Here is a 23259-nt window from a genome sequence, read left to right as displayed (position 1 = left end):
GGTGAAGATTTCAATGCAAGTAATGCGTGGCTGGGCGACTCGATACGCGCCATGGGTCGGCCTGGTAAGCATCCTTGGCACAGCGCAGGACGCGCTGGCCGGCGATTACGAAGGCTCACCCCAGGTGGCCGAATTCGTCGGTGAAATGACCCGCGACTACGGTTTCGCCGGTGAACAGCTGATGGGCGTGTTCCGCGAAGCCGAGCGCAAGCAGTCGATTCTGGACGCTATCTCGAAACCCGCCGAACGGGTCAAGCAGTGGAACGAATACCGGCCGATGTTTATCACCGACGCGCGCATTGCCCGTGGTGTGGACTTCTGGCGTCAGCACGAAGCGGTGCTGGCGCGTGCCGAGCAGGAATACGGCGTACCGGCGCAGGTGATTGTCTCGATCATCGGTGTTGAAACCTTTTTCGGCCGCAATACCGGCAATTACCGGGTGATCGATGCGTTGTCGACCTTGGGTTTCGACTATCCTCCCCGTGCCGAGTTTTTCCGCAAGGAATTGCGTGAGTTCTTGTTGCTGGCCCGGGAAGAGCAGGTCGATCCGTTGACCCTCAAGGGCTCCTACGCCGGTGCCATGGGCTTGCCGCAGTTCATGCCGAGCAGTTTTCGCGCCTATGCCGTGGACTTCGACGGCGACGGCCACATCAATATCTGGAACAACCCGGACGATGCCATTGGCAGCGTCGCCAGTTACTTCAAGCGTCACGGCTGGGTGGCCGGCGAGCCGGTGGTCAGCCGTGCCGATGTTCGGGGCGAGCAGGTGGACGAAGGTTTGACCACGGGCATCGAGCCGGTTAAAACCGTCGGGGAGTTGCGGGCGCTGGGGTGGTCAAGTCATGATGCGCTGCGCGATGATATGCCGGTCACGGCTTTCCGCCTGGAAGGTGACAATGGCCCCGAGTACTGGATGGGCCTGAAGAATTTCTACGCGATCACGCGTTATAACCGCAGCGTGATGTACGCCATGGCCGTACATCAACTGTCTGAACAGCTGGTCCAAGCACGGGGCGTCAAGTAATGCGGGCATTGCCTATGAATAAACCCCTGAAGCTCATGGCTTTCGCCGCGTTGGCGGTGCTGCTTGCCAGTTGCTCGACCAGTCGCGCGCCGGCTCAGAAATCTTCGTCCACTGCCGTGCGCTCGACGCCGGGGCTGGACATCAACCGCGCCCACAAAGATGGCGCGCCGTGGTGGGATGTCGACGTATCGCGCATCCCGGATGCCACGCCGACCCTGCACAGCGGTCCTTACAAGGCCAACCCGTACACGGTGCTGGGCAAGACCTATTTCCCGTTGCAAGAATCCAAGACCTACGTCGCCTCGGGTACGGCGTCCTGGTATGGCACCAAGTTTCACGGCCAGAACACCGCCAATGGCGAGGTGTATGACCTGTACGGCATGAGTGCCGCACACAAGACATTGCCACTGCCAAGTTACGTTCGGGTGACCAACCTGGACAACAACAAGAGCGTGATCCTGCGGGTCAACGACCGTGGGCCGTTCTATTCGGACCGCATCATCGACTTGTCCTATGCCGCCGCCAAAAAGCTCGGTTACGCCGAAATCGGCACGGCGCGGGTCAAGGTCGAGGGGATCGACCCGCAACAGTGGTGGGCACAAAAAGGCCGTCCGGCGCCTTTGATGCTCAACGAGCCGCAAGTCGCGCAAAATAGCGCCCCGGTGATTACGGCCTCGGCCGGCACCGTCGAGCAATGGACGCCGCCGCCGCAGCAACACGCCGCGGCCGTAGTGCCTGTTCAGCTTGATGCAAAAAAAAACGCTTCTGTACCAGCCTCTGGCCAGTATCTGCAGGTGGGCGCGTTCGCCAACCCGGACGCTGCAGAACTCCTGAGATCGAAGCTCAGCGGGATGGTGAGCGCTCCGGTGTTCATCAGCTCGATAGTGCGCAACCAACAGACACTGCATCGGGTGCGCCTGGGGCCGATCGGTTCTCCGGGTGAAATCCAGCAAGTGCAGAACAGCGTGCGCATGGCCAATCTCGGTTCGCCGAGCCTGGTCACCGCCGAGTAATACGTAGTACTTGATTGACGGTTCGCTTGCGGTTTGGGGGGCGGACCTGGTTGTTGGCTCATGAAGAACAAAAGCCCGGCAAGGGTTACAGAGTGAACGACTGAACACGCGATGGCCCGTCAGAAGGCCATCTGATTAGTTTTGCCCCCGGGCAGTTTCCATTAGCGATTTCGAGAGACGGATGAACATCACCACCTTTGCCAAACGCCTGTTCCTGTTAGTCCCGCTGCTCCTCTCGCCCGCAGCGTTCGCGGTCGAGGTGATGCCATCACCGCCACAACTGGCCGCCAAGGCCTATGTGCTCATGGATGCCAGCAGCGGCAACGTGCTGGTCGAGAACAATGGTGATCAGCGTCTGCCGCCGGCCAGCCTGACCAAGCTGATGACCGCGTACATTGCGACCCTGGAAATCCGTCGTGGCCAGATCGGCGAAAACGACCCGGTAACCGTCAGTGAAAACGCGTGGCGTACCGGCGGTTCGCGGATGTTCATCAAGGTAGGCTCGCAGGTTACGGTCAGCGACCTGCTGCACGGCATCATCATTCAGTCGGGTAACGACGCCAGTGTTGCGCTCTCCGAGCACATCGCCGGCAGCGAAGACGCTTTCGCCGACGTGATGAACAAAACCGTGGCCGACCTGGGCATGACCAACACCCACTTCATGAACCCGACCGGTCTGCCAAACCCTGAGCACTACTCGTCGGCTCACGACATGGCCGTGCTGGCTCGCGCGATCATCCACGAAGACCCGGCTCACTACGCGATCTACTCGCAGAAAGAGTTCTTCTGGAATGGCATCAAGCAACCTAACCGCAACCTGCTGCTGTGGCGCGACAAGACTGTCGACGGTCTGAAAACCGGTCATACCGACGAAGCCGGCTACTGCATGGTGTCTTCGGCTGTCCGTGATGGCATGCGCCTGATCGCCGTGGTGTTCGGCACCAACAGCGAAGTGGCTCGCGCCGCCGAAACCCAGAAGCTGCTGACTTACGGTTTCCGTTTCTTCGAAACCCAGACCTTCTATCAGAAAGGCGCCGAGCTGGCTCAGGCCCCTGTCTGGAAAGGCGCGACCAATCAAGTCAAGGCCGGCCTGGCTGAAGACCTGACCATGACCCTGCCAAAAGGCCAACTGAAAAAGCTCGCGGCCAGCATGACCATGAACCCGCAACTGGTTGCGCCTATCGCCAAGGGCGACGTGATCGGTAAAGTCGAAGTGAAACTGGACGACAAAGTGGTGCACAGCGCCGATCTGATCGCTCTGGACGCTGTCGAGGAAGGTGGTATCTTCCGCCGCATGTGGGATAGCATCCGTCTATTCTTCTACAGCATCTTCAACTGAATACAGTGTGCACCTGCATGACTCCGCGCTGATCCGGCGCGGGGTCATGCCCGTCGCCACGGCTTACGCTTACGAGGCCGTTACGCCATGACCGATACCGAAGTAAAGGCGCCAAAGATCGAATTCCCTGCCAATGATTACCCGGTTAAGGTGATCAGCGACACCGGCGTGGGGAATAAGGACAAGATCATCGACATCGTCAGGAAGCACGCAAAAATCAATGATGAGCGTGTAGACGAACGTCAAAGCAGCAACGGCAAATACACCACGATTCAATTGCACATCGTCGCCACTGACCAGGACCAGCTGTACAACATCAACAGCGAACTGCGGGCTACCGGCTTCGTGCACATGGTGTTGTGATGTCTGGCACGCTGGGCTTTCGTGAGCTCGGCCAGATGGCTTACGAGCCGGTCTGGCATGCCATGCAACGCTTCACCAACGAACGCGGCACTGATGCCGCCGACGAGATCTGGCTGGTCGAGCACCCGCCGGTGTTCACCCAGGGGCAGGCCGGCAAGGCCGAGCACCTGTTGCTCCCGGGGGAAATTCCGGTGGTGCAGGTCGACCGGGGCGGGCAGGTGACTTATCACGGGCCCGGCCAACTGGTGGCTTATCTGCTTCTGGACGTACGCAAACTCGGGTTTGGTGTGCGTGACCTGGTCACCCGCATGGAACTGTGCCTGATCGAACTGTTGGCGAGTTACGGCGTCACTGCCGCCGCCAAGCCGGACGCACCGGGTGTCTACGTCGACGGGGCGAAAATCGCGTCTCTGGGTTTGCGGATCCGCCACGGTTGTTCCTTTCATGGCCTGGCCCTGAACGTGGACATGAACCTGGAACCGTTTCGACGGATTAATCCCTGCGGCTACGCCGGGCTGGCGATGACCCAGCTAAGCGATCACGCAGGACCGATTGAATTTGCCGAGGTAAGTGCCCGGCTGCGCGCGCAGCTCGTCAAACACCTCGACTATGCTGAGCAGACGACCCTAATGGGCGGAATCGACTGATATGACTACTGATGCAGTGCAAACCATGATCCCGACGCTCGATGTCACTGAGCGTCCGGCCCCGCGTGCCAAGGTTGAAGCCGGCGTCAAGCTGCGCGGCGCCGAGAAGGTTGCACGTATCCCGGTGAAGATCATTCCGACCACCGAACTGCCGAAGAAACCCGACTGGATTCGCGTGCGCATCCCGGTTTCCCCGGAAGTCGACCGCATCAAGGCCCTGCTGCGCAAACACAAGCTGCACAGCGTGTGCGAAGAAGCGTCCTGCCCGAACCTGGGCGAGTGCTTCTCCGGCGGCACCGCGACGTTCATGATCATGGGCGACATCTGCACCCGTCGCTGCCCGTTCTGCGACGTCGGCCATGGTCGTCCGAAACCACTGGACGTCAACGAGCCGCAAAGCCTGGCCATCGCCATCGCTGACCTGAAACTCAAGTACGTGGTGATCACCTCGGTTGACCGCGACGACCTGCGTGACGGCGGTGCCCAGCACTTTGCCGACTGCATCCGCGAGATCCGCAAGCTGTCGCCGAACGTGCAGCTCGAAACCCTGGTCCCGGATTACCGTGGCCGCATGGACGTGGCGCTGGAAATCACCGCCGCCGAGCCGCCAGATGTGTTTAACCACAACCTGGAAACAGTACCGCGCCTGTACAAGGCTGCCCGTCCGGGTTCGGATTACCAGTGGTCGCTGACCCTGCTGCAACGCTTCAAGCAGATGATGCCGCACATTCCAACCAAGTCCGGCCTGATGCTGGGCCTGGGCGAAACCGACGAAGAAGTCATCGAAGTCATGAAGCGCATGCGCGAACACGACATCGACATGCTGACCCTGGGCCAGTACCTGCAACCGTCCCGCAGCCACTTGCCGGTGCAGCGTTTTGTGCACCCGGACGTCTTCGCCTGGTTCGCCGAGGAAGGTTACAAGATGGGCTTCAAGAACGTCGCGTCGGGCCCGCTGGTACGTTCCTCGTACCACGCCGACGAGCAAGCGAAGCTGGTTAAAGCCGAGCTGATATCGTCCCTGTAATCTGGCGATGACTTAAAAGGCGCCCGCATGGCTTTTCAGCCTTTGCGGGCGTTTTTTTGCCTGGCCTACGCCAGCCAGTGTGTTTTCCTGCAATCTGCGGGCGACTGACCCTCTTCTGTTTGTCCCCGTTCCTGACTACTGTGTGCTGAAGATTTCGCGCAGGGAGATTCATGGATGACCGTTCGACCGACCCACACGCTGTATCCGCATACACCTGTTCCGGCCTTGCCGTCGGAAGGGTTGATCGGCGTGATTGCACCCGCCGGCCCTGCCGGGCTGGACACTGACAAAGCCATCGCCTGGATGCGCGCCCGCGGCTATGCGTTGCGGGTGTTTCCCGGGGTGTATGAGACGGAGGGTTATCTGGCCGGCAGTGACGAGGTGCGACTCAATGATCTGCACGCGGCGTTCGCTGACACCGAAGTGGATGCCATCATTTGCCTGCGCGGTGGTTACGGCACGCCCCGGTTGCTCGACCGTATCGATTTTGAACTGCTGCAAAACAACGCTAAACCGTTCATCGGCTACAGCGACATCACGGCGTTGCACCTGGCGATCAGTCGTTATGCCGGTTTCGTGACCTTCCATGGTCCGCTGCTCAATGCCGATTTGCTGGGCGACAAACAGAAGCCTACCGAGTCGTCGTTTTTCAACATGCTCAGAGGCCAGGTGAAGGCCGGTAGCGTTATTTCGCACCCGGTGGCCTGGCCGCTGACCACGATCGAGCCTGGCATCGCTCACGGGCGTTTGCTCGGCGGCAACCTGTCGATGATTGCGGCGACCATGGGCACGCCCTACGAATTGGAAGCCGAGGGCGTGATCCTGTTGATCGAGGACGTCAACGAGCCGCTGTATCGCATAGACCGGCTCCTGACCCATCTGCGGCTTGCTGGCGCGCTGGGCAAGCTGCGCGGGGTTCTGGTAGGGGATGTGGCGGGGGTTGATGCGGTTGCGCTGGAGCGGTTGCTCAAGCAGACGTTCGAGCCGTTGCGGATTCCGGTGCTGGCCGGGTGGCGCAGCGGGCATTGTGATCCGAACCTGACATTGCCGATGGGGGCTTTGGTTCGATTGGATGCGGGGAAGAAGGAGTTGGTGTTGGAGCAGGATGTGGTGGTCAGGCGCTAGAGTTTCGTTGCCTGATAGTCACCATTCGCGAGCAAGCCCGCTCCCACATTCGATCGAGTTCTTCCATGGAAATACGGTCGAATGTGGGAGCGGGCTTGCTCGCGAAGGCGGCATCAGCCATACGGCTATCTAGCGGCTACGCAGTCCTTCCAGCAATTTGTGCGTCGGATACCCATCCGCCGGCCAGCCAAACGACTGCTGTGCGCTGCGAATCGCCTTACGCGTGTTGGCGCCGATAATGCCATCCGGTGTGCCCGCGTCGTAGTTCTGGGCACTCAGCAGGCTTTGCAGTTCCATGCGCTCGGTGCGGCTCAACGGCAAATCATCTTTGGGCCAGGTGCCGCTGATCAGCCCCGCACCATTGAAACGTTCTGACAACAGACTGACCGCCAACGCATAGGACGACGAGTTGTTGTACTTGAGAATCGCGCGGAAGTTGTCGAGCACCAGGAATGCCGGACCGCGATAACCGGCCGGCAGCAGCAGGGCGGCGGAGAGGTGTTCCGAGCCTGCTGGAACCCGAGCGCCAGCGGGCAGCGAAACCCCGAGTTGCATCCACTCGGCGACACTTTTGCGAATCGTGCCATCGGCCAGGACGTAGTTGAAACTGCCCGGCAGTTGCACTTCAAATCCCCACGGCTGGCCTTTCTGCCAGCCGGAGCTTTGCAGGTAGTGCGCGGTTGAGGCCAAGGCGTCGGCGGAGCTGTTCCAGATGTCACGGCGACCGTCGCCATCGAAGTCGACAGCGTGGGTGTTGTAAGTCGTCGGGATGAATTGGGTCTGGCCCATGGCGCCGGCCCAGGAGCCGAGCATCTTCTCGGGCGTGATGTCGCCCTGTTGCAGGATTTGCAGGGCGGCGATCAGTTGATCGTGGGCAAAGCCCGGGCGCCGGCCTTCGTAAGCCAGGGTCGCCAGCGAGTTGATGACCGACTTGCTGCCCTGGAACTGACCGAAGTTACTCTCCATGCCCCACACCGACACCAGTGCCTGGCGGTCGACGCCATAACGCTGTTCGATGCTTTGCAGGAGGGCCGCGTTTTCGCTGAGCAGCGCTTGGCCTTTACGTACTCGCAGCGGAGAAAGGGCGCCGTCGAGGTATTCCCATACCGGACGGGAAAATTCCGGTTGGCTGCGGTCGGCCCGGATCACGCTCGGGTCGAAGCTGACATCGGCAAAGGCGCGGTCGAACAGATCGGCGCGGATACCGGCGGCCAGCGCGTCTTTGCGGAAACCCGCTTGCCACTCGGCGAACGTCTGGGTGGGCTGGATGTCGAGGTTTTCTCCGGCCGGCACCACGGGCGGAATGACCGCAGGGGCTGTCGCGACGGGAAGGGTTTGCAGCGGCTGGGCGTCGGCGGCGGTCGGTTTTTCCGCGCAGGCGACAAGCAAAATGAGGCTGGAGGCAGCGATCAGTTGGCGAACGGGCCAACGACGGGAAAGACTAAGGGGCATGCACAGGTCCAGAGGATACGAATCAGGTACAGACCTTAACATGTAGAAGGGGGGTTCTGCTTTACGCAGCCAGAAAGTAAGAAGCCTCCCAGCTATTAGACTGGAAGGCTTCGCGGCGGTAGCTGCCTTTGCCCTTGCCGGCTCGTTCCTGACGGCTGCGGAACAGTGGCTGGGCGATGATGGACTTGGCCTTGTTCGGGCCATGCTTCGATGGCTTTTTGCTCATGATGATTCTCGCGAGTAAGTGGGTTTTGCGGGGCAAATCATCGGCCGAAGTTGGGGTTCTGTCTAGTCCCCACATTGTGTAGGACCTTTCGCGATTGTCCCGGCTGAACGCTATCTTGTGGCGAGGGAGCTTGCTCCCGCTCGGGTGCGCAGCAGCCGCAGATCCGTTGAATGCGGTCTACCTGAACAAGTTGTGTGACTGGTTTTGGGGACGCTTCGCGACCCAGCGGGAGCAAGCTCCCTCGCCACAGAGACTGCGGGTTATTCGGCGGGTAAGGACAGGCGTTGACCGGCCATCAGCAAGGACAATCGACTGAGACTCATCCACGGCGAGCCCGCCGCCTGACCCTTGATTTGCGCGTCAATGCGCTGTGCTTCCAGCAACAACTGCGCCCAGCGTTGCGCCGAGTAACGTTGCAGCGCCTTGCTCATCAGGGGTTTGCGTTTGTCCCAGACTGGCGGTCGGGCCGAGCTGAAGGCTTTGTCCAGTGGCACGCCCTGGCTGTATTGCAGCGACAGGTTGGCCAGCAGACGCAGTTCCCGGGCCAGCGCCCAGAGAATCACCGGCGGTTCGACACCCTCGCCACGCAGCCCTTCGAGCATGCGCAGCGCGTGGGCCGCTTCGCCATTAAGGATGGCGTCGGTCAGGCCGAATACGTCGAAACGTGCACTGTCGGCCACGGCGGCCTGAACGGTTTCGACGGTGATCTGCCCACCTTCGGCCATCAATTTAAGCTTTTCGATTTCCTGTGCGGCGGCGAGCAGGTTGCCCTCGACGCGGGCGGCAATCAGTTCGACAGCGTCCTGGCTGGCTGACAACCCGGCTTGGGACAGACGCTGGCGAATCCAGCTTGGCAGCTGGTTGGCATCCACCGGCCAGATTTGCACGAACTGCGTGTACTGACCTTCGACCAGCGCCTTGCCCCACTTGGTCTTCTGCGCACTGCCATCGAGCTTGGGCAGGCTGATCAGCAATATCGTGTCTTCAGCCGGGCGCGAGCAGTATTCGATGAAGGCCGCGGCACCCTTGTCACCGGGTTTGCCGGAGGGCAGTCGCAGTTCCAGCAAGCGCTTTTCGGCGAACAACGACATGCTCGCACCCGCCTGCAACAACGTGCCCCAGTCGAAACTGGCATCGGCGGCGAAGACCTGACGTTCATCGAAGCCTTGTTGGCGAGCGGCGGTACGAATGGCATCGGCCGCCTCCTGGCACAACAATGGGTCATCGCCGCTGATGATGTAGACGGGCGCGAGGACACCTTGCAGGTGTTTACCGAGTTGGGCGGGGGCAAGTTTCATAAGAGAGGGCCAACGGGGCGCTGGAGCGCCCCGAAAGTCTTACTGTTGCGGGATCTGGACAGGCGACTGGCGCGGCGTATTCGCTTCAGCCTTCTGTGCAGCTTCCAGCGCCTGGGCTTCGGCCTTGGCTTTGGCTTCGGCGGTCTGCTGCAACTGGTCCAGTTGCGCCGGGGTGATTTGTTGGAGACGCAGCATCATGCGCTGAATCAGCTCGCGACGGGTTTCTGTGCGGGCAGTGACGGCGTCTTGGTCGGAACCCGCCAGGTTGTTGCCGTCATGCATGTAGATCTTTTGCACTTCGATCTTGTCGCTCAACAGCGGCAGGTCATGAGCCCCACGAATGTCGTAGTTCAGAACGGTGTTGAGCTGATACTCGCCAGTATGGCCGCCGCCTGCGTAGCTGATGATGCGCTGGCTTTCCTGCTCATCGGTCAGCACCAGTTTGTAAGGTGCACCGGCGTAGACCTTGACGCCATTGCCTTCCAGCACCTGACGCATTTGCTTCACGGTTTCGCCGTAGGCGTTACGGGCGCTCAGGTCGAGTTCCTTGATCGCCAGTTCAGTGGTGCCGGTGCCGCGCAGCTGGAAACCGCAGGCGCTCAACAGGACCGCAAGGCCCATCACCAGCAGATTGCGTTTGATCATTTTGTTGCTCCCCTTGAAACCATGTGGGCCGATCGTGCGGCCCGAAAGGTTTTACTCGGCGCCGGGCATGGCCCGGCGCCTGATCCAATTAGCTGGCGACGATGTTGACCAGTTTTCCAGGCACGACGATCACTTTGCGAATAGTCAGGCCGTCGACAAAGCGCAGCACGTTCTCATTGATACGGGCCGCAGCTTCGACTTCTTCGCGCGTTGCGCTGGCCGGCATTTCAATCTGGCCGCGCAGCTTGCCGTTGACCTGGATGACCAGCGTCAGGCTGTCCTGCACCAACGCGTTCTCGTCCAGCACCGGCCAGGCGGCGTCGATCACCGGGTCAGCGTGACCCAGTTGATTCCACAGCTCGTGGCTGATGTGCGGGGTGATTGGCGCCAGCAGCAGCGTCACGGTTTCCAGACCTTCATGGACCAGTGCGCGATCCTGTTCGGTGCCTTGCGGGGCTTTTTCCAGCACGTTCATCAGCGTCATCACCTGGGCGATGGCGGTGTTGAATTTGTGGTTCTGGCCGACATCGTGGCTGGCCTGCTTGATGGCCTGGTGGATCGAACGGCGAATGACTTTCTGCTCATCGTTCAGGCCGGCGACGTCCAGTTTGCCCGGCAGGCCCTGAGTGACGTGGGCTTGAGCCAGACGCCAGACGCGCTTGAGGAAACGGTGCGAACCTTCTACGCCGGAGTCGGACCATTCCGCGCTCATGTCGGGTGGCGAGGCGAACATCATGAACAGGCGGCAGGTGTCGGCGCCGAACTGATCAATCATCGATTGTGGGTCAACGCCGTTGTTCTTCGACTTGGCCATTTTCTCGGTGCCGCCGATTTCCACCGGCAGACCGTCTGCGATCAGCTTGGCGCTGATGACCTTGGCCTTGCTGTCACGCTCAAGTTCGACGTCAGCCGGGTTGAACCAGGTGTAGGCGCCATTGGCTTCGCGACGATAGTAAGTCTCGGCGATCACCATGCCTTGGGTCAGCAGGTTCTTGAACGGCTCGTTGGAGCTCACCAGGCCTTCGTCACGCATCAGCTTGTGGAAGAAGCGCGCGTACAGCAGGTGAAGAATTGCGTGTTCGATACCGCCGATGTACTGATCCACCGGCAACCAATGGTCGGCTGCGGATTTTTCCACCAGGCCGCCTTCATAGTGTGGCGAGGCGTAACGGGCGTAGTACCACGAGGACTCGACGAAGGTGTCCATGGTGTCGGTTTCACGCTTGGCAGGCTGGCCACATTTAGGGCAGCTGCACTCGTAGAACTCGGGCATGCGCGCCAGTGGCGAACCGGCGCCGTCGGGTACGACGTCTTCCGGCAGCACAACAGGCAATTGGTCTTCCGGCACCGGCACATCACCGCAGGTCGTGCAGTGGATGATCGGGATCGGGCAACCCCAATAGCGCTGGCGGCTGATGCCCCAGTCGCGCAGGCGGAACTGGGTGCGCGAGGCGCCAAGGTTTTTCTTGATCAGCGCGACTTCAATGGCGTCGAACGCGCCGGCGAAATCGAGGCCGTCGAACTCGCCGGAATTGATCAGCGTGCCGTGCTCGCCATACGCGTCCTGCCACGGAGCCGGGTTGGTGTCACCGGAACTGGTGCGCACCACGGATTTGATCGGCAGGTTGTATTTGGTGGCGAACTCGAAATCGCGTTCGTCGTGCGCCGGGACAGCCATCACCGCGCCATCGCCGTAGTGCATCAGCACGTAGTTGGCGACCCACACCGGCAGTTTCTCGCCAGTCAGCGGGTGCTCGACGAACAGCGAGGTCGGCAGACCTTTCTTCTCCTGGGTGGCGACGTCGGCTTCAGCGACGCTGCCGCCCTTGCATTCCGCGATGAACGCTTGCAGCTCAGGACTGTTCTGCGCGGCCAGGGTGGCCAAGGGGTGTTCGGCGGCCACGGCGACGTAAGTCGCTCCCATTAAAGTGTCCGGACGGGTGGTGAAGACTTTCAGCGCGCCGGCTTCGCCGATGGAGTCGACGTTGTACGGGAACTGCACTTCCATGCCGCGGGATTTGCCGATCCAGTTGCGCTGCATGGTCTTGACCTGTTCAGGCCAGCCAGTCAGTTCGTCGAGGCTCTCCAGCAGCTCATCCGCGTAGGCGGTGATCTTGAAGTAGTACATCGGGATTTCGCGCTTTTCGATCAGCGCGCCGGAACGCCAGCCGCGACCGTCGATCACCTGTTCGTTGGCCAGAACGGTCTGATCGACCGGGTCCCAGTTCACGGTGCCGCTTTTTTTGTAGATCACACCTTTTTCGAACAGGCGAGTGAACAGCCATTGTTCCCAGCGGTAGTAATCCGGCTTGCAGGTGGTCACCTCGCGCGACCAGTCCACCGCCAGGCCCAGGCTGCGCAGCTGGCTCTTCATGTAGGCGATGTTTTCGTAGGTCCACTTGGCGGGCGCTACGTTGTTCTTCATCGCGGCGTTTTCCGCCGGCATGCCGAAGGCGTCCCAACCCATGGGTTGCAGAACGTTCTTGCCTTGCATGCGCTGGTAGCGGGAGATCACGTCGCCGATGGTGTAGTTGCGCACGTGCCCCATGTGTAGCTTGCCGCTGGGGTAAGGGAACATCGACAGGCAGTAGAAAGTCTCCTTGCCTGGCTGTTCACTGACTTCAAAGGACTTTTGCTCGTCCCAGAACGACTGGGCGGCGGCTTCGATTTCACGGGGCTGATATTGTTCGTGCATGGCTACTTTTGAACTGAATAGGGGTGGCCTAATCCTCTTCAATGCAACGCTGGACGGTGATCACGCCAAATCGGCGTTTCGGTGCCCAGCCGCGCTGGAAGTGGAGTTACAGGAAGCGCCGTAGCATACATGACCGCACTCTACCGAGGGAAACCCTGATTACGCCCGCGCGTCTCGCAAAAACGGCTGCGAGGGCCGTTGGTCGCAGTGTTCAGCCGGTTTGTTCATGGAAGCTAAGCTCTAAATGGGGAGCGAGTCTTATCTTCAATGAGGTGAGGGATGGTTGAGTCACAGCAAAAAGTCACAAAACCGGAGCTGTATGAAAGACTGATCGATCGTCTGGGAATGGCCTTGGACGCTGCAAAAACCGCAGGCCGGCTGCGCGATGAGCGTCCCCTGGAGCTGGAATTGCGCGGCCTGAGCCCCGCAGAGTTTGAATTGGTCAAAGCCTATCTGGATCGCAGTGAACGTGAGACACACGGATGCTTGTCAGCAGCAGTGAAGCAACTCGACGCACCACGTTCGGCCAAAGTCATCTGGCTCAAGGACAAAGCACCAGGCAGGGACGCGGTAAAGGTCCGGTCTCTGCAATTCAAGTAAGGGCACTTGAGGTCATGACGCGGCTTCTTATTAACTCTTGTGAAGCATAGTCCTTCCATATCTGTTGTCGCATTGCGTCAACCCACTTAGGCTTCGGGCATCTCTGGAGATGCTCGATGCCTTTTCGATATTTTGTGAAACAACTTCTGTTACCTCCTGGCATTCTTTTGCTGCTGCTGGTCCTCGCGTGGTGGTTGCGCCGCTCAAGACCAAGGCTTGCGAGTGTGTGCTTTGCCTTGGGATTTGGTGGTTTCTGGCTGATGAGTTTGCCCGTGGCGGTGCAGTGGAGCGCCAAGGCGCTTGAACGCGAACCGCCGCTGTCACGCGACGAATGGGCGACCTTGGACCAGCGCGCGGACGCCATCGTGGTGTTGGGTTCCGGGCGCGAGCGCGGCGACGTGGCGTGGGGCACCGACCAGCCGACTGGCGTGGGGTTGGAGCGTGAGCGCTATGCGGCGCGTCTGGCCAAGGCTTCCGGTCTGCCCGTGTTGACCAGCGGTGGCTTGCATTACGGTACGCCACCCACCGAAGCGAAGTTGATGGCGGACTCGCTGCTCGATGATTTTGGCGTGACGGTACGCTGGCAGGAAGGGCGCAGCCGCACGACGTGGGAAAACGCGCAGTTGAGTGCCGAAGTGTTATTGCCTCAGGGCATCAAGCGGGTGGTGGTCGTGACTCAGGCGTGGCACATGCCGCGGTCGGTCTGGAGCTTCCAGAAGGCAGGGTTTGAAGTGGTGCCCGCGCCAGTGGGGTTTTTAGGTGTGGACAATGCCCGGCCGCTGGGCGGCTGGATGCCGGAATTCAAATCGATCTGGCAGTCCGGGCAATTGATGAACGAGGCGGTGGGGCAGATCGGGTATTCGCTTTTCTACCGATAAATCTGTCGAACGATACCCTGTGGCGAGGGAGCTTGCTCCCGCTGGGTCGCGAAGCGGCCCCTCATTCTGAAAAGTTTGGGACTGCTGCGCAGTCCAGCGGGAGCAAGCCCCCTCGCCACAAAAGCTCAGCAGGGTCAGACGGTTTTTGCCATCCGGCTGGCAATCAACGCCCAGCCAAACAACAGCACACAAACGATAATCAGCGGCCACGAACGCCATTGCAGGTACGGCGTCAGGTTGTGCATCGGCACCACTTCGCCGTAGAGGATGCCGCGTTCGAATTGCGGGATCTGCGCGGTAATCTGGCCAAACGGGTTAATCAGCCCGGACACGCCATTGTTGGTGGCGCGGATCATCCAGCGGCCTGCCTCAAGTGCGCGCATCTGCGCCATTTGCAAATGTTGCAGCGGGCCGATGGAGGTGCCGAACCAGGTGTCGTTGCTGATGGTCAGCAGCAAATCACTGCGGGCCGCGAGGCTGGCGGCAAATTCCGGATAGACCACTTCGTAGCAGATGAACGGCGCAATCTGATAACCCTTGGCCTGCAGCATCGGCTGGTCGGCCGGTCCACGGGCGAAATCAGACATCGGCAGGTCGAAGAACGCGATCAGCCCGCGCAGTACATCCTGCAACGGCACGTATTCGCCGAACGGCACCAGTTTCTGCTTGAGGTAGGTGCCATCGCCTTCACCGACGACCGTAATGCCGTTGAAGAAGCGTTTCTCGTGACGCACTTCCTGGCGGATCGGCACGCCGGTAATCAACGCCGAATTACGCTCGGCGGCGAAGGTACCCATCATGTTCAGGTAGCCCTCGGCGGACGACTTGAGCACCGGCACTGCGGTTTCCGGCCAGATCAGCAGGTCGACGCGTTTGGAGCTGAAACTCATGTCACGGTACAGCTCCAGTTGCGCGTTGAGCTGCGCCGGGTCCCACTTCATGCTTTGTTCGATGTTGCCTTGAATCGCTGCAACGCTGAGCGCTGGGCCTGCCGGGCTGGTCCAGGCGTGTTCTTTCAGGGCCATGCCAGCCACCCACGGGCCGACCAGCAACAACGCGCCTGCCGCGATAAACCCTTTACGTCCGGTGCGCACCAGACGCAACCCGTTGCAGATCAGCGCGGCCGTCAGGGCGAGCGTGAAGGAGATTAGCCACATCCCGCCCAAAGGTGCGAGCCCGGCCAATGGGCCATCAAGTTGGCTGTAGCCGGAATAGAGCCACGGGAAACCGGTGAGGAACCAGCCGCGAAATGCTTCCTGGCCGACCCACAATGCTGCAAACGCCAAGGCATCTGCCAGCGGTGCTTCATTGCGACGCAACCAGCGCGCCCAAATCCAGGCGGGCAGGGCAAAGAACCAGGCAATCGCTGCGGTGAACGCCAGCATCAACAAGCCTGCCAGCAGCACCGAAGCGCCGCCGAAGTTATGAATGCTGTAGTAGATCCAGCTAGTGCCGGCGCCGAACAGACCAAAACCGAAACACCAGCCACGACCCAGGGCCTGACGTGGGCTCAGTTCGCGTAAACCAGCGTAAAAGAAACCGACCGCCAGCAACGCCAGCGGCCAGATATCGAACGGCGCCAGCGCCAGGGTGGTGATTGCACCGGCCGCCACGGCCAGCAGATTACCGGGCCAGCCGGGACGGGTCAGACGGTGCATTTCAATCCTTAGCGTGCAATTGGTGTCAGGCGCAGCAGATGAATCCGACGGCTGTCGGCGTTCAGGATGCGGAAGCGATAAGGGCCGATTTCAGTGATTTCGTTGCGTTTTGGCAAGTGCCCGAACGCGCTCATCACCAGGCCGCCAACGGTATCAAACTCGTCGTCGGAGAATTCACTGTCGAAAAACTCGTTGAAGTTTTCGATCGGCGTCAGCGCCTTGATCAGGAAGTCACCGCTGGGCAGCGGCTTGATGTAGCTGTCTTCCTCGACGTCGTGCTCGTCTTCGATGTCGCCGACGATTTGTTCCAGCACGTCTTCGATGGTCACCAGGCCAGCCACGCCGCCGTACTCGTCAATGACGATGGCCATATGGTTGTGGTTGGCGCGAAATTCGCGCAGCAGCACATTCAGGCGCTTGGACTCGGGCACGAACGTGGCCGGGCGCAGCAGGTCCTTGATGTTGAAGCTGTCGCCGTTCTCCTTGAGGATCAACGGCAGCAAGTCCTTGGCCAGCAACACGCCCATCACGTCATCGTGGCTTTCGCCGATCACCGGGTAGCGGGAGTGGGCCGAGTCAACCACGGCGGGCAGGAACTCGCGAGGGGTCTGGGTCGCCTTGATGCTGACCATTTGCGAGCGCGGGACCATGATGTCCCGTACTTGCAGGTCCGCAACCTGGATGGCGCCTTCGACGATGGCCAGCGCTTCGCTGTCCAACAGTTTGTTCTGGTGTGCATCGCGCAGCAGCTCCAGCAGCTCCTGACGGTTTTTCGGCTCGTGGGCAAAAGCCTGGGTGAGCTTACCCAGCCAAGACTTCTGCCCGTTGCTCGATCGATCTTCGCTCATAGCGATTACTCTGAATCCTTTGTTGTAACGATAGGGGATGTTTCGGTTTCGTCGTCCGCATACGGGTCGGGATAGCCCAACTCTGCAAGCAACGTTCGTTCCAGTGCTTCCATTTCTTCGGCTTCGTCGTCATCTATATGGTCGTAACCCAACAGATGCAAACAGCCGTGAATCACCAGATGTGCCCAGTGCGCCTTCAGTTCCTTGCCTTGTTCGGCCGCTTCGCGCTCGACCACGGCCACGCAGATCACCAAGTCGCCCAGCAGCGGTATATCCAGAAACTCGTCGGGCACGTCGGCGGGGAACGACAGAACGTTAGTGGCGTAATCCTTTTGCCGCCAGGTGTGATTCAGTTCGCGGCCTTCTTCTTCGTCGACCAAACGGATGGTCATTTCGGAGTCGGCGGTGCGCTGGCGCAGGGCGAGTTCGCACCATTGGCGGAACTCGGCTTCGCTGGGGGCGGACGCTTGTGTAGCCAGTTGCAGATCAAGCTCAAGCATCGCGGCGGTTGTCCTTGGGTGCTTCTTCGGTCACGCGATTTTCGAAACGCTCGTAGGCTTCGACAATGCGCTGCACCAGTGGATGGCGCACAACGTCCTTGGGCATGAAATGGGTGAAGCTGATGCCCGGCACGTCCTTGAGCACCTCGATCACATGGTGCAGCCCGGACTTGGTGCCTTTCGGCAGGTCGACCTGGGTAATGTCACCGGTGATGACCGCATTGGAGCCAAAGCCGATACGGGTCAGGAACATCTTCATTTGTTCGACGGTGGTGTTCTGGCTTTCGTCGAGAATAATGAAGCTGTTGTTCAGCGTGCGACCGCGCATGTAAGCCAGCGGTGCCACTTCGATGACCTGACGCTCGATCAGCTTGGCGACGTGTTCGAAGCCGAGCATTTCATAGAGCGCGTCATAGAGCGGGCGCAGGTACGGGTCGATCTTCTGCGACAAATCGCCGGGCAGGAAGCCGAGCTTCTCGCCGGCTTCAACCGCCGGACGAACCAGCAGGATGCGGCGAATCTGCTCGCGTTCGAGCGCGTCTACCGCGCAGGCCACGGCCAGATAGGTCTTGCCGGTACCGGCTGGGCCGATGCCGAAGTTGATGTCATTACCGAGAATTTCCTTCACATAGCGCAGCTGATTCAAGCCGCGAGGGCGAATCATGCCTTTTTTGGTGCGCAATGCGACGGAGGGTTCGGAAGGGGAGACGTTGTCCATCTCTTCGACGGCCGATTCCTGCAGGAACAGGTGCACCATGTCCGGCGACAGCTCGGTACCCTTGGTTTCCCGGTACAGACGGCGCAGGAGGTTTTCCGCGGAGGAGGTGTGTTTAGGCTCGCCGATCAATTCGAACTGGTTTCCGCGGTTGCGGATCTCGATGGTCAGGCGCTGTTCGATCAAGCGCAAATGCTCGTCGAATTGCCCGCACAGATTGGCGAAGCGGCGAGCCTCAAAGGGCTCGAGGATGAAACGATGCGGTTCTATGGGTGCGTTCAAGGTCGTATTTAGCCGCCCTGGGGCAATTAAGATGAAATCAAGGATAACGCCAGTGGCGCGGGTGCGAAAGCTCTTAAATAAGATGCCGGATTTCGGCACTTAATCTGTGGCGAGGGGGCTTGCCCCCGTCCGGCTGCGAAGCAGTCGCAAAATACTTGGGACCGCTTCGCGATCCAACGGGGCGATGCGGCGTTCCGACAAGCCCCCTCGCCACAAAGCTCGGCTCCTACAGGGATGTGGTGTTACGAGATCAGCGAGCCTCGCAGCGAGTGCGGTTGTGCGGCATCGATGTGCACGTCGGCGAACTGGCCAATCAAGTTTGGATTGTCGCAGCGGAAGTTGACGATTCGGTTATTTTCGGTCCGGCCTTGTAGCTCGCCGGGGTCTTTTTTCGAATAATCGGTCACCAGGATCCGCTGAATCGAACCGACCATTTGTCGGCTGATTTCGAAACCTTGCTGATTCAGGCGATGTTGCAGGGCGTTCAGACGCTCTTTCTTCAACGCTTCCGGTGTCTCGTCAGCCAGGTCGGCCGCCGGTGTACCGGGGCGTTGGCTGTAGACGAACGAGTAGGAGAAGTCGAAACCGACGTCTTCGATCAGCTTCATGGTCTGTTCGAAGTCTTTCTCGGTTTCGCCCGGGAAGCCGACGATGAAGTCCGAACTGATGCAAATACCCGGCACGGCGGCCCGCAGCTTGCGCAGTTTGGATTTGTATTCCAGCGCGGTGTGGTTGCGCTTCATCGCCGAGAGAATCCGGTCCGAACCCGACTGCACCGGCAAATGCAGGTGTTTGACCAGTTCCGGCACATCGGCGTGGGCCTGGATCAGGCTGTCGGAGAACTCCAGCGGGTGCGACGTGGTGTAGCGAATCCGGTCGATGCCATCGACGGCGGCCACGACGCGGATCAGTTCGGCCAGATCGGCCAGGCGGCCGTCATGCGTGGTCCCGCGATAACCGTTGACGTTCTGCCCCAGCAGCGTCACTTCGCGCACGCCGTTTTCGGCCAGGTGGATGATCTCCGCAATGACGTCGTCGAACGGGCGGCTGACTTCTTCACCGCGGGTGTACGGCACCACGCAGAAGGTGCAGTACTTGCTGCAGCCTTCCATCACCGACACATAAGCGCTTGGGCCGTCGATACGCGGCTCGGGCAAATGGTCGAACTTTTCGATTTCCGGGAACGAGACGTCCACTTGCGGCAGCTTGGTGGCGCGGGCGGCGTCGATCATTTCCGGCAGGCGGTGCAGGGTTTGCGGGCCGAACACCACGTCAACGTACGGGGCGCGATCGCGAATCGCCGCGCCTTCCTGGCTGGCCACGCAACCGCCGACGGCGATCACCATGTCCGGATTGGCGAGTTTAAGTTCGCGCCAGCGGCCGAGCTGGGAATACACCCGGTCCTGGGCGCGTTCGCGAATGGAACAGGTGTTGAGCAAGATCACGTCGGCATCTTCAGCGCGAGCGGTGACTTCCAGGGCCTGGTGTTCACCCAGCAAGTCGACCATGCGCGAGCTGTCGTACTCGTTCATCTGACAACCGTGGGTTTCGATGTAAAGCTTCTTGGCCATGGACAGAGTCATCACGTGATTCAAAGAACCGCGCATTATAGGGAACATGTCCCAAGGTTCCTACCGCTGTGCGTCCGGTGGCTATGCTATAGTTCGCGCCCTCATTTTTATCCCCAAATGTGTTGCTCGCCCACCATGACCAAACGTGAAGCTCCAATCTACAAGGTGATTTTCCTCAACCAGGGCCAGGTGTACGAAATGTATGCCAAGCAGATCTATCAAAGTGATCTGTGGGGCTTTCTGGAAGTGGAAGAGTTCGTCTTTGGCGAGCGCACGCAAGTGGTCGTCGATCCGAGCGAAGAGAAGCTCAAGGCTCAGTTCGAAGGCGTGGTGCGCAGTTTTGTGCCGATGCATTCGATTGTGCGCATCGACGAGGTGGAGCGTCTGGGTACACCGAAAATCAGCGAAGCTCGTGGCGCGGTCGGCAATGTCATGCCGTTTCCGATGCCGATGCCTGAGAAGTAGGCGCGAGCCCCTGTGGCGAGGGAGCTTGCTCCCGCTCGGCTGCGAAGCAGTCGCAAGCCTGCCACCGTGGTATGTCAGAAAGAATTCTATTGAAGGTTTTGGGGCCGCTTCGCGCCCCAGCGGGAGCAAGCTCCCTCGCCACAGGGGGCCTTGTGCGGTTTAGGGCAGCGGTGCAAACGGCGTTCGCCCATCCGCACTCTGCAACTCCATCAGGTATTTACGAAAGATTTGCCCCAGCACCTGAGTCGCCACTTCCAGCTCTTCGCGCGGCATTTTCTCGGTGACTTCGTCGGCAGTGTCCAGCGCATCTTCAGCACCGTTGACCGCAGCCATTTTCAGCAGAATGTAAGCCTGAACGTTATTGGCCTGAACGCCTTCGCCTCTGAAGAACATCGTGCCCAGCTTGAATTGCGCCTGGGCGTGGCCTTGCAGCGAGGCTTTTTCGAAATAGCTGAGGGCCTGATTGAGATCGCGTGGCGCGTTTTTGCCTTCGTAGTAGAACTCACCCAACTCGTATTGCGCTTGCGCATCCCCTTCATCCGACGCTTTCTGGCAGGCGGCGAGCGCTTGCGTCAGATCTTGCGGCTGAGTATTGAGGGTGCAGCGACCCATCGCTGGGATTAACAACGAGTTGCCGCCCGCTTGTGCGTGCGCGAGCAGGGGCTGAAGGAGCAACAGGCAGCCCAGTGCAAGGGCGCGGCCGGTGCGGTTCATGAGAATCGACTTACCTCTGAAGGGCGCGCGGACCCATCGAGGGATCCAATAAGCGCGCATTATGAAATAAGCAGGGCCAACCTTACAAAGTCTTTACTCGTTTTTCTGCTGCGCGGGGAATATATCGCCCGATTTGCGGGAGATTATTGGCAGAAGCGTAGGAATAACGATGTGTATGTAGGTAAAAGCTGACGCTGGCAGTCGCCAACGTCAGCGGCACTGCGTTATTTCAATGCTGCGAATGCGCGTTCGGCGGCATCCAGCGTCAGTTTCAACTCGGCTTCGCCGTGAGCGATCGAGGTGAAGCCGGCTTCGAATGCGCTCGGCGCCAGGTACACGCCGCCTTCGAGCATCAAGTGGAAGAAGCGGCCGAACAAGGCTGCGTCGCTGGCCATTACGTCATCGAAGGTCACGATGTCGTCGGCGCCACTGAAGTACAGGCCAAACATGCCGCCCGCCTGCGTGGTCACGAACGGAATGCCTGCCGCATCGGCGCGTTGTTGCAGGCCGTCGAGCAGTCGGCTGGTGTAGTCGCTCAGCTCGGCATGGAAGCCTGGACGGCTGATCAGGCGCAGGGTGGTCAGGCCGGCAGCCATGGCCAACGGGTTACCCGACAATGTACCCGCCTGGTACACCGGGCCCAGTGGCGCGATGTGCGACATGATTTCGCGTTTGCCGCCGAAGCAGCCGACCGGCATACCGCCGCCGATGATCTTGCCAAAGGTGCTCAGGTCCGGCTTCACGCCGAAGTGCGCTTGTGCACCGCCGAGGGCGACGCGGAAACCGGTCATCACTTCGTCGAAAATCAGCACCACACCGTGCTTGTCGCACAGGGTCCGCAGGCCTTCGAGGAAACCGGGGGCCGGCGGTACGCAGTTCATGTTGCCGGCCACTGGCTCGACGATGATGCACGCCACGTCCTGACCGACTTCGGCGAGCATGGTTTCCACCGCGTCGATGTCGTTGAACGGCAGGGTCAGGGTGTGTTTGGCGAAGTCCGCCGGAACGCCGGCCGAGCTCGGTACGCCTTGGGTCAATGCGCCGGAGCCGGCCTTGACCAGCAGGCTGTCGGAGTGACCGTGGTAGCAGCCTTCGAACTTGATGATGTTGTCGCGACCAGTGAAGCCACGGGCCAGACGGATCGCGCTCATGGTCGCTTCGGTACCGGAGCTGACCATGCGCACCATTTCCATCGACGGCACGATCGAGCAGACCAGGTCCGCCATCTCGGTTTCCATCGCGGTCGGGGCGCCGTAGGACAAACCGTGTTCCAGCTGTTTACGCACCGCGTCCAACACGTCCGGATGGCTGTGGCCGAGGATCATCGGGCCCCAGGAACCGACGTAATCCACATACCGCTTGTCGTCTTCGTCGGTGACGTAGGCGCCTTCAGCGTGTTTGAAAAACAGTGGGGTGCCGCCGACGCTTTTGAACGCGCGCACAGGCGAGTTCACGCCACCGGGAATATGTTTCTGGGCATTGGCAAACAGGGTTTCAGAACGAGACATGATCGGGCTCTCAAAAATCAGGATTTGAACAACTCGTTAAAGGCGCGCGCGCGGCGGGTCACTTCAACCGCGCTGTCGGCGCCGAACAGGCCATGCACCACGGCCAGCAGATCGACCCCATGGGCCACCAGCGGCGCAGCGTTCTCCAGGGTGATGCCACCAATCGCACAGATCGGCAGGTGCAATTTGCTGCGGGCCTGCTCGAGCAGTTCGAGGCTGCACGTCGGGGCGCCGGGTTTGGTGTTGGAATTGAAGAAACGACCAAACGCGACATAACTGGCGCCTTCCTTGGCCGCTTGTTCGGCGAGTTCGAGTTGCGCGTGGCAGGTCGAACCGATAATGGCTTTGGAACCGAGCAGAGCGCGGGTCGGCGACAACGGACCATCGGTCTGGCCCAGGTGCACGCCGACGTTCAGGCGTGCGGCCAATTCGGCATCGTCATTGATGATCAGTTGGGTTTTATAGCGGTCGCACAGATCGCGCAAGGCTTCGGCCTCACGCAGGCGCCGGGCCTCGTCGCTGCTCTTGTCGCGGTATTGCAGCAGGGTGACGCCGCCTTCCAGCGCCGCCTCCACGTACGAAAGAAATTTACCGGCCAGCAACTGGCTATCGGTAATGGCGTACAGGCCACGTAGTTTCATCGGACAAGCCTCGGCGCTTTACGCA

Annotated in this window: 23 protein-coding genes; 10 read left to right on the top strand and 13 right to left on the bottom strand. The window is 60.2% G+C overall.

Going from position 1 to position 23259, the window contains the following annotated elements; translation table 11 throughout:
* Positions 1-13 precede the first annotated feature (13 nt).
* The 7 genes from mltB (at position 14) to EAH78_RS22660 (ending at position 6538) form a co-directional block, all read left to right on the top strand.
* Complete coding sequence (gene mltB / locus EAH78_RS22690; RefSeq protein ID WP_140669517.1) at positions 14-1024, top strand: lytic murein transglycosylase B; 1011 nt, start codon at positions 14-16, stop codon at positions 1022-1024.
* Positions 1024-2037, top strand: a complete 1014-nt coding sequence (locus EAH78_RS22685) for a septal ring lytic transglycosylase RlpA family protein (protein ID WP_140669516.1) — start codon at positions 1024-1026, stop codon at positions 2035-2037. Before mltB ends, EAH78_RS22685 begins: the two co-directional genes overlap by 1 nt.
* 181 nt (positions 2038-2218) lie before the next feature.
* Positions 2219-3376, top strand: coding sequence for a D-alanyl-D-alanine carboxypeptidase family protein (locus EAH78_RS22680; protein WP_027924295.1), 1158 nt, complete (start codon positions 2219-2221; stop codon positions 3374-3376).
* An 87-nt stretch (positions 3377-3463) separates the two neighbouring features.
* Entirely contained in the window at positions 3464-3739 is a 276-nt protein-coding gene (locus tag EAH78_RS22675; protein WP_077045559.1) for a DUF493 domain-containing protein, read from the top strand.
* A complete protein-coding gene (gene lipB, locus EAH78_RS22670; protein ID WP_140669515.1) occupies positions 3739-4386 on the top strand; it encodes a lipoyl(octanoyl) transferase LipB in 648 nt (215 codons plus the stop codon). The genes EAH78_RS22675 and lipB overlap by 1 nt, the downstream gene beginning before the upstream one ends.
* Before the next feature lies 1 nt (position 4387).
* On the top strand, positions 4388-5413 hold the full coding sequence (gene lipA, locus EAH78_RS22665; RefSeq protein ID WP_140669514.1) for a lipoyl synthase: 1026 nt from the start codon (positions 4388-4390) through the stop codon (positions 5411-5413).
* A gap of 174 nt (positions 5414-5587) precedes the next feature.
* Entirely contained in the window at positions 5588-6538 is a 951-nt protein-coding gene (locus tag EAH78_RS22660; RefSeq protein ID WP_140669513.1) for a S66 peptidase family protein, read from the top strand.
* A gap of 129 nt (positions 6539-6667) precedes the next feature.
* On the opposite strand, the gene EAH78_RS22655 is transcribed toward EAH78_RS22660, so the two are convergent.
* From EAH78_RS22655 to leuS, 5 genes are all read right to left on the bottom strand, one after another.
* Complete coding sequence (locus EAH78_RS22655) at positions 6668-7990, bottom strand: lytic murein transglycosylase (protein WP_140669512.1); 1323 nt, start codon at positions 7988-7990, stop codon at positions 6668-6670.
* Positions 7991-8051: 61 nt separating this feature from the next.
* Positions 8052-8216, bottom strand: coding sequence for an alternative ribosome rescue factor ArfA (gene arfA, locus EAH78_RS22650; RefSeq protein ID WP_003176285.1), 165 nt, complete (start codon positions 8214-8216; stop codon positions 8052-8054).
* Positions 8217-8476: 260 nt separating this feature from the next.
* Positions 8477-9514: a DNA polymerase III subunit delta gene (holA, locus tag EAH78_RS22645; RefSeq protein ID WP_140669511.1), complete on the bottom strand. Its 1038-nt coding sequence runs from the start codon at positions 9512-9514 to the stop codon at positions 8477-8479.
* A 39-nt stretch (positions 9515-9553) separates the two neighbouring features.
* Entirely contained in the window at positions 9554-10159 is a 606-nt protein-coding gene (lptE, locus tag EAH78_RS22640; protein ID WP_140669510.1) for an LPS assembly lipoprotein LptE, read from the bottom strand.
* Between the two features lie 88 nt (positions 10160-10247).
* Entirely contained in the window at positions 10248-12854 is a 2607-nt protein-coding gene (gene leuS / locus EAH78_RS22635) for a leucine--tRNA ligase (protein WP_140669509.1), read from the bottom strand.
* A 279-nt stretch (positions 12855-13133) separates the two neighbouring features.
* Here leuS and EAH78_RS22630 point away from each other — a divergent pair, with 279 nt between their 5' ends.
* Positions 13134-13454: a hypothetical protein gene (locus EAH78_RS22630; RefSeq protein WP_140669508.1), complete on the top strand. Its 321-nt coding sequence runs from the start codon at positions 13134-13136 to the stop codon at positions 13452-13454.
* A 116-nt stretch (positions 13455-13570) separates the two neighbouring features.
* Positions 13571-14332, top strand: a complete 762-nt coding sequence (locus tag EAH78_RS22625) for a YdcF family protein (RefSeq protein ID WP_140669507.1) — start codon at positions 13571-13573, stop codon at positions 14330-14332.
* Positions 14333-14466: 134 nt separating this feature from the next.
* On the opposite strand, the gene lnt is transcribed toward EAH78_RS22625, so the two are convergent.
* The 5 genes from lnt to miaB form a co-directional block, all read right to left on the bottom strand.
* Positions 14467-15990 (bottom strand): apolipoprotein N-acyltransferase, encoded by a 1524-nt coding sequence (lnt, locus tag EAH78_RS22615; RefSeq protein ID WP_140669506.1) that lies wholly within the window; start codon positions 15988-15990, stop codon positions 14467-14469.
* A gap of 8 nt (positions 15991-15998) precedes the next feature.
* Positions 15999-16838, bottom strand: coding sequence for an HlyC/CorC family transporter (locus tag EAH78_RS22610; protein ID WP_027924283.1), 840 nt, complete (start codon positions 16836-16838; stop codon positions 15999-16001).
* Between the two features lie 5 nt (positions 16839-16843).
* Positions 16844-17338 (bottom strand): rRNA maturation RNase YbeY, encoded by a 495-nt coding sequence (ybeY, locus tag EAH78_RS22605; RefSeq protein ID WP_140669505.1) that lies wholly within the window; start codon positions 17336-17338, stop codon positions 16844-16846.
* Positions 17331-18335 (bottom strand): PhoH family protein, encoded by a 1005-nt coding sequence (locus EAH78_RS22600; RefSeq protein ID WP_140669504.1) that lies wholly within the window; start codon positions 18333-18335, stop codon positions 17331-17333. The genes ybeY and EAH78_RS22600 overlap by 8 nt, the downstream gene beginning before the upstream one ends.
* Positions 18336-18577: 242 nt before the next feature.
* Positions 18578-19906, bottom strand: a complete 1329-nt coding sequence (gene miaB, locus EAH78_RS22595; protein WP_170219150.1) for a tRNA (N6-isopentenyl adenosine(37)-C2)-methylthiotransferase MiaB — start codon at positions 19904-19906, stop codon at positions 18578-18580.
* Positions 19907-20041: 135 nt separating this feature from the next.
* Here miaB and EAH78_RS22590 point away from each other — a divergent pair, with 135 nt between their 5' ends.
* The gene (locus EAH78_RS22590; protein ID WP_007894425.1) at positions 20042-20371 is read left to right on the top strand and encodes a DUF1820 family protein; all 330 of its coding nucleotides are present in this window, start codon (positions 20042-20044) and stop codon (positions 20369-20371) included.
* Between the two features lie 159 nt (positions 20372-20530).
* On the opposite strand, the gene EAH78_RS22580 is transcribed toward EAH78_RS22590, so the two are convergent.
* The 3 genes from EAH78_RS22580 to thiE form a co-directional block, all read right to left on the bottom strand.
* A complete protein-coding gene (locus EAH78_RS22580) occupies positions 20531-21085 on the bottom strand; it encodes a tetratricopeptide repeat protein (RefSeq protein WP_123433439.1) in 555 nt (184 codons plus the stop codon).
* Between the two features lie 224 nt (positions 21086-21309).
* Complete coding sequence (gene hemL / locus EAH78_RS22575; RefSeq protein ID WP_140669502.1) at positions 21310-22593, bottom strand: glutamate-1-semialdehyde 2,1-aminomutase; 1284 nt, start codon at positions 22591-22593, stop codon at positions 21310-21312.
* A 17-nt stretch (positions 22594-22610) separates the two neighbouring features.
* Positions 22611-23234, bottom strand: coding sequence for a thiamine phosphate synthase (gene thiE, locus EAH78_RS22570; RefSeq protein ID WP_140669501.1), 624 nt, complete (start codon positions 23232-23234; stop codon positions 22611-22613).
* Positions 23235-23259: the final 25 nt, after the last annotated feature.

This window comes from Pseudomonas arsenicoxydans (genome assembly GCF_006438915.1).
Lineage (GTDB): Bacteria > Pseudomonadota > Gammaproteobacteria > Pseudomonadales > Pseudomonadaceae > Aquipseudomonas > Aquipseudomonas arsenicoxydans_A.
The sequence above is the reverse complement of the archived record's forward strand: the minus strand, read 5'-3'. Positions and strand labels throughout refer to the sequence as shown.

Coding starts and splice junctions, on each gene's coding strand:
- miaB (WP_170219150.1), bottom strand. CDS start 19,906: ATGGCCAAGAAGCTTTACATCGAAACCCACGGTTGTCAGATGAACGAG.
- EAH78_RS22660 (WP_140669513.1), top strand. CDS start 5,588: ATGACCGTTCGACCGACCCACACGCTGTATCCGCATACACCTGTTCCG.
- lptE (WP_140669510.1), bottom strand. CDS start 10,159: ATGATCAAACGCAATCTGCTGGTGATGGGCCTTGCGGTCCTGTTGAGC.
- ybeY (WP_140669505.1), bottom strand. CDS start 17,338: ATGCTTGAGCTTGATCTGCAACTGGCTACACAAGCGTCCGCCCCCAGC.
- holA (WP_140669511.1), bottom strand. CDS start 9,514: ATGAAACTTGCCCCCGCCCAACTCGGTAAACACCTGCAAGGTGTCCTC.
- lipB (WP_140669515.1), top strand. CDS start 3,739: ATGTCTGGCACGCTGGGCTTTCGTGAGCTCGGCCAGATGGCTTACGAG.
- arfA (WP_003176285.1), bottom strand. CDS start 8,216: ATGAGCAAAAAGCCATCGAAGCATGGCCCGAACAAGGCCAAGTCCATC.
- EAH78_RS22655 (WP_140669512.1), bottom strand. CDS start 7,990: ATGCCCCTTAGTCTTTCCCGTCGTTGGCCCGTTCGCCAACTGATCGCT.
- EAH78_RS22590 (WP_007894425.1), top strand. CDS start 20,042: ATGACCAAACGTGAAGCTCCAATCTACAAGGTGATTTTCCTCAACCAG.
- EAH78_RS22630 (WP_140669508.1), top strand. CDS start 13,134: ATGGTTGAGTCACAGCAAAAAGTCACAAAACCGGAGCTGTATGAAAGA.
- thiE (WP_140669501.1), bottom strand. CDS start 23,234: ATGAAACTACGTGGCCTGTACGCCATTACCGATAGCCAGTTGCTGGCC.
- EAH78_RS22610 (WP_027924283.1), bottom strand. CDS start 16,838: ATGAGCGAAGATCGATCGAGCAACGGGCAGAAGTCTTGGCTGGGTAAG.
- EAH78_RS22685 (WP_140669516.1), top strand. CDS start 1,024: ATGCGGGCATTGCCTATGAATAAACCCCTGAAGCTCATGGCTTTCGCC.
- leuS (WP_140669509.1), bottom strand. CDS start 12,854: ATGCACGAACAATATCAGCCCCGTGAAATCGAAGCCGCCGCCCAGTCG.
- lnt (WP_140669506.1), bottom strand. CDS start 15,990: ATGCACCGTCTGACCCGTCCCGGCTGGCCCGGTAATCTGCTGGCCGTG.
- EAH78_RS22680 (WP_027924295.1), top strand. CDS start 2,219: ATGAACATCACCACCTTTGCCAAACGCCTGTTCCTGTTAGTCCCGCTG.
- EAH78_RS22580 (WP_123433439.1), bottom strand. CDS start 21,085: ATGAACCGCACCGGCCGCGCCCTTGCACTGGGCTGCCTGTTGCTCCTT.
- EAH78_RS22675 (WP_077045559.1), top strand. CDS start 3,464: ATGACCGATACCGAAGTAAAGGCGCCAAAGATCGAATTCCCTGCCAAT.
- hemL (WP_140669502.1), bottom strand. CDS start 22,593: ATGTCTCGTTCTGAAACCCTGTTTGCCAATGCCCAGAAACATATTCCC.
- lipA (WP_140669514.1), top strand. CDS start 4,388: ATGACTACTGATGCAGTGCAAACCATGATCCCGACGCTCGATGTCACT.
- EAH78_RS22625 (WP_140669507.1), top strand. CDS start 13,571: ATGCCTTTTCGATATTTTGTGAAACAACTTCTGTTACCTCCTGGCATT.
- mltB (WP_140669517.1), top strand. CDS start 14: ATGCAAGTAATGCGTGGCTGGGCGACTCGATACGCGCCATGGGTCGGC.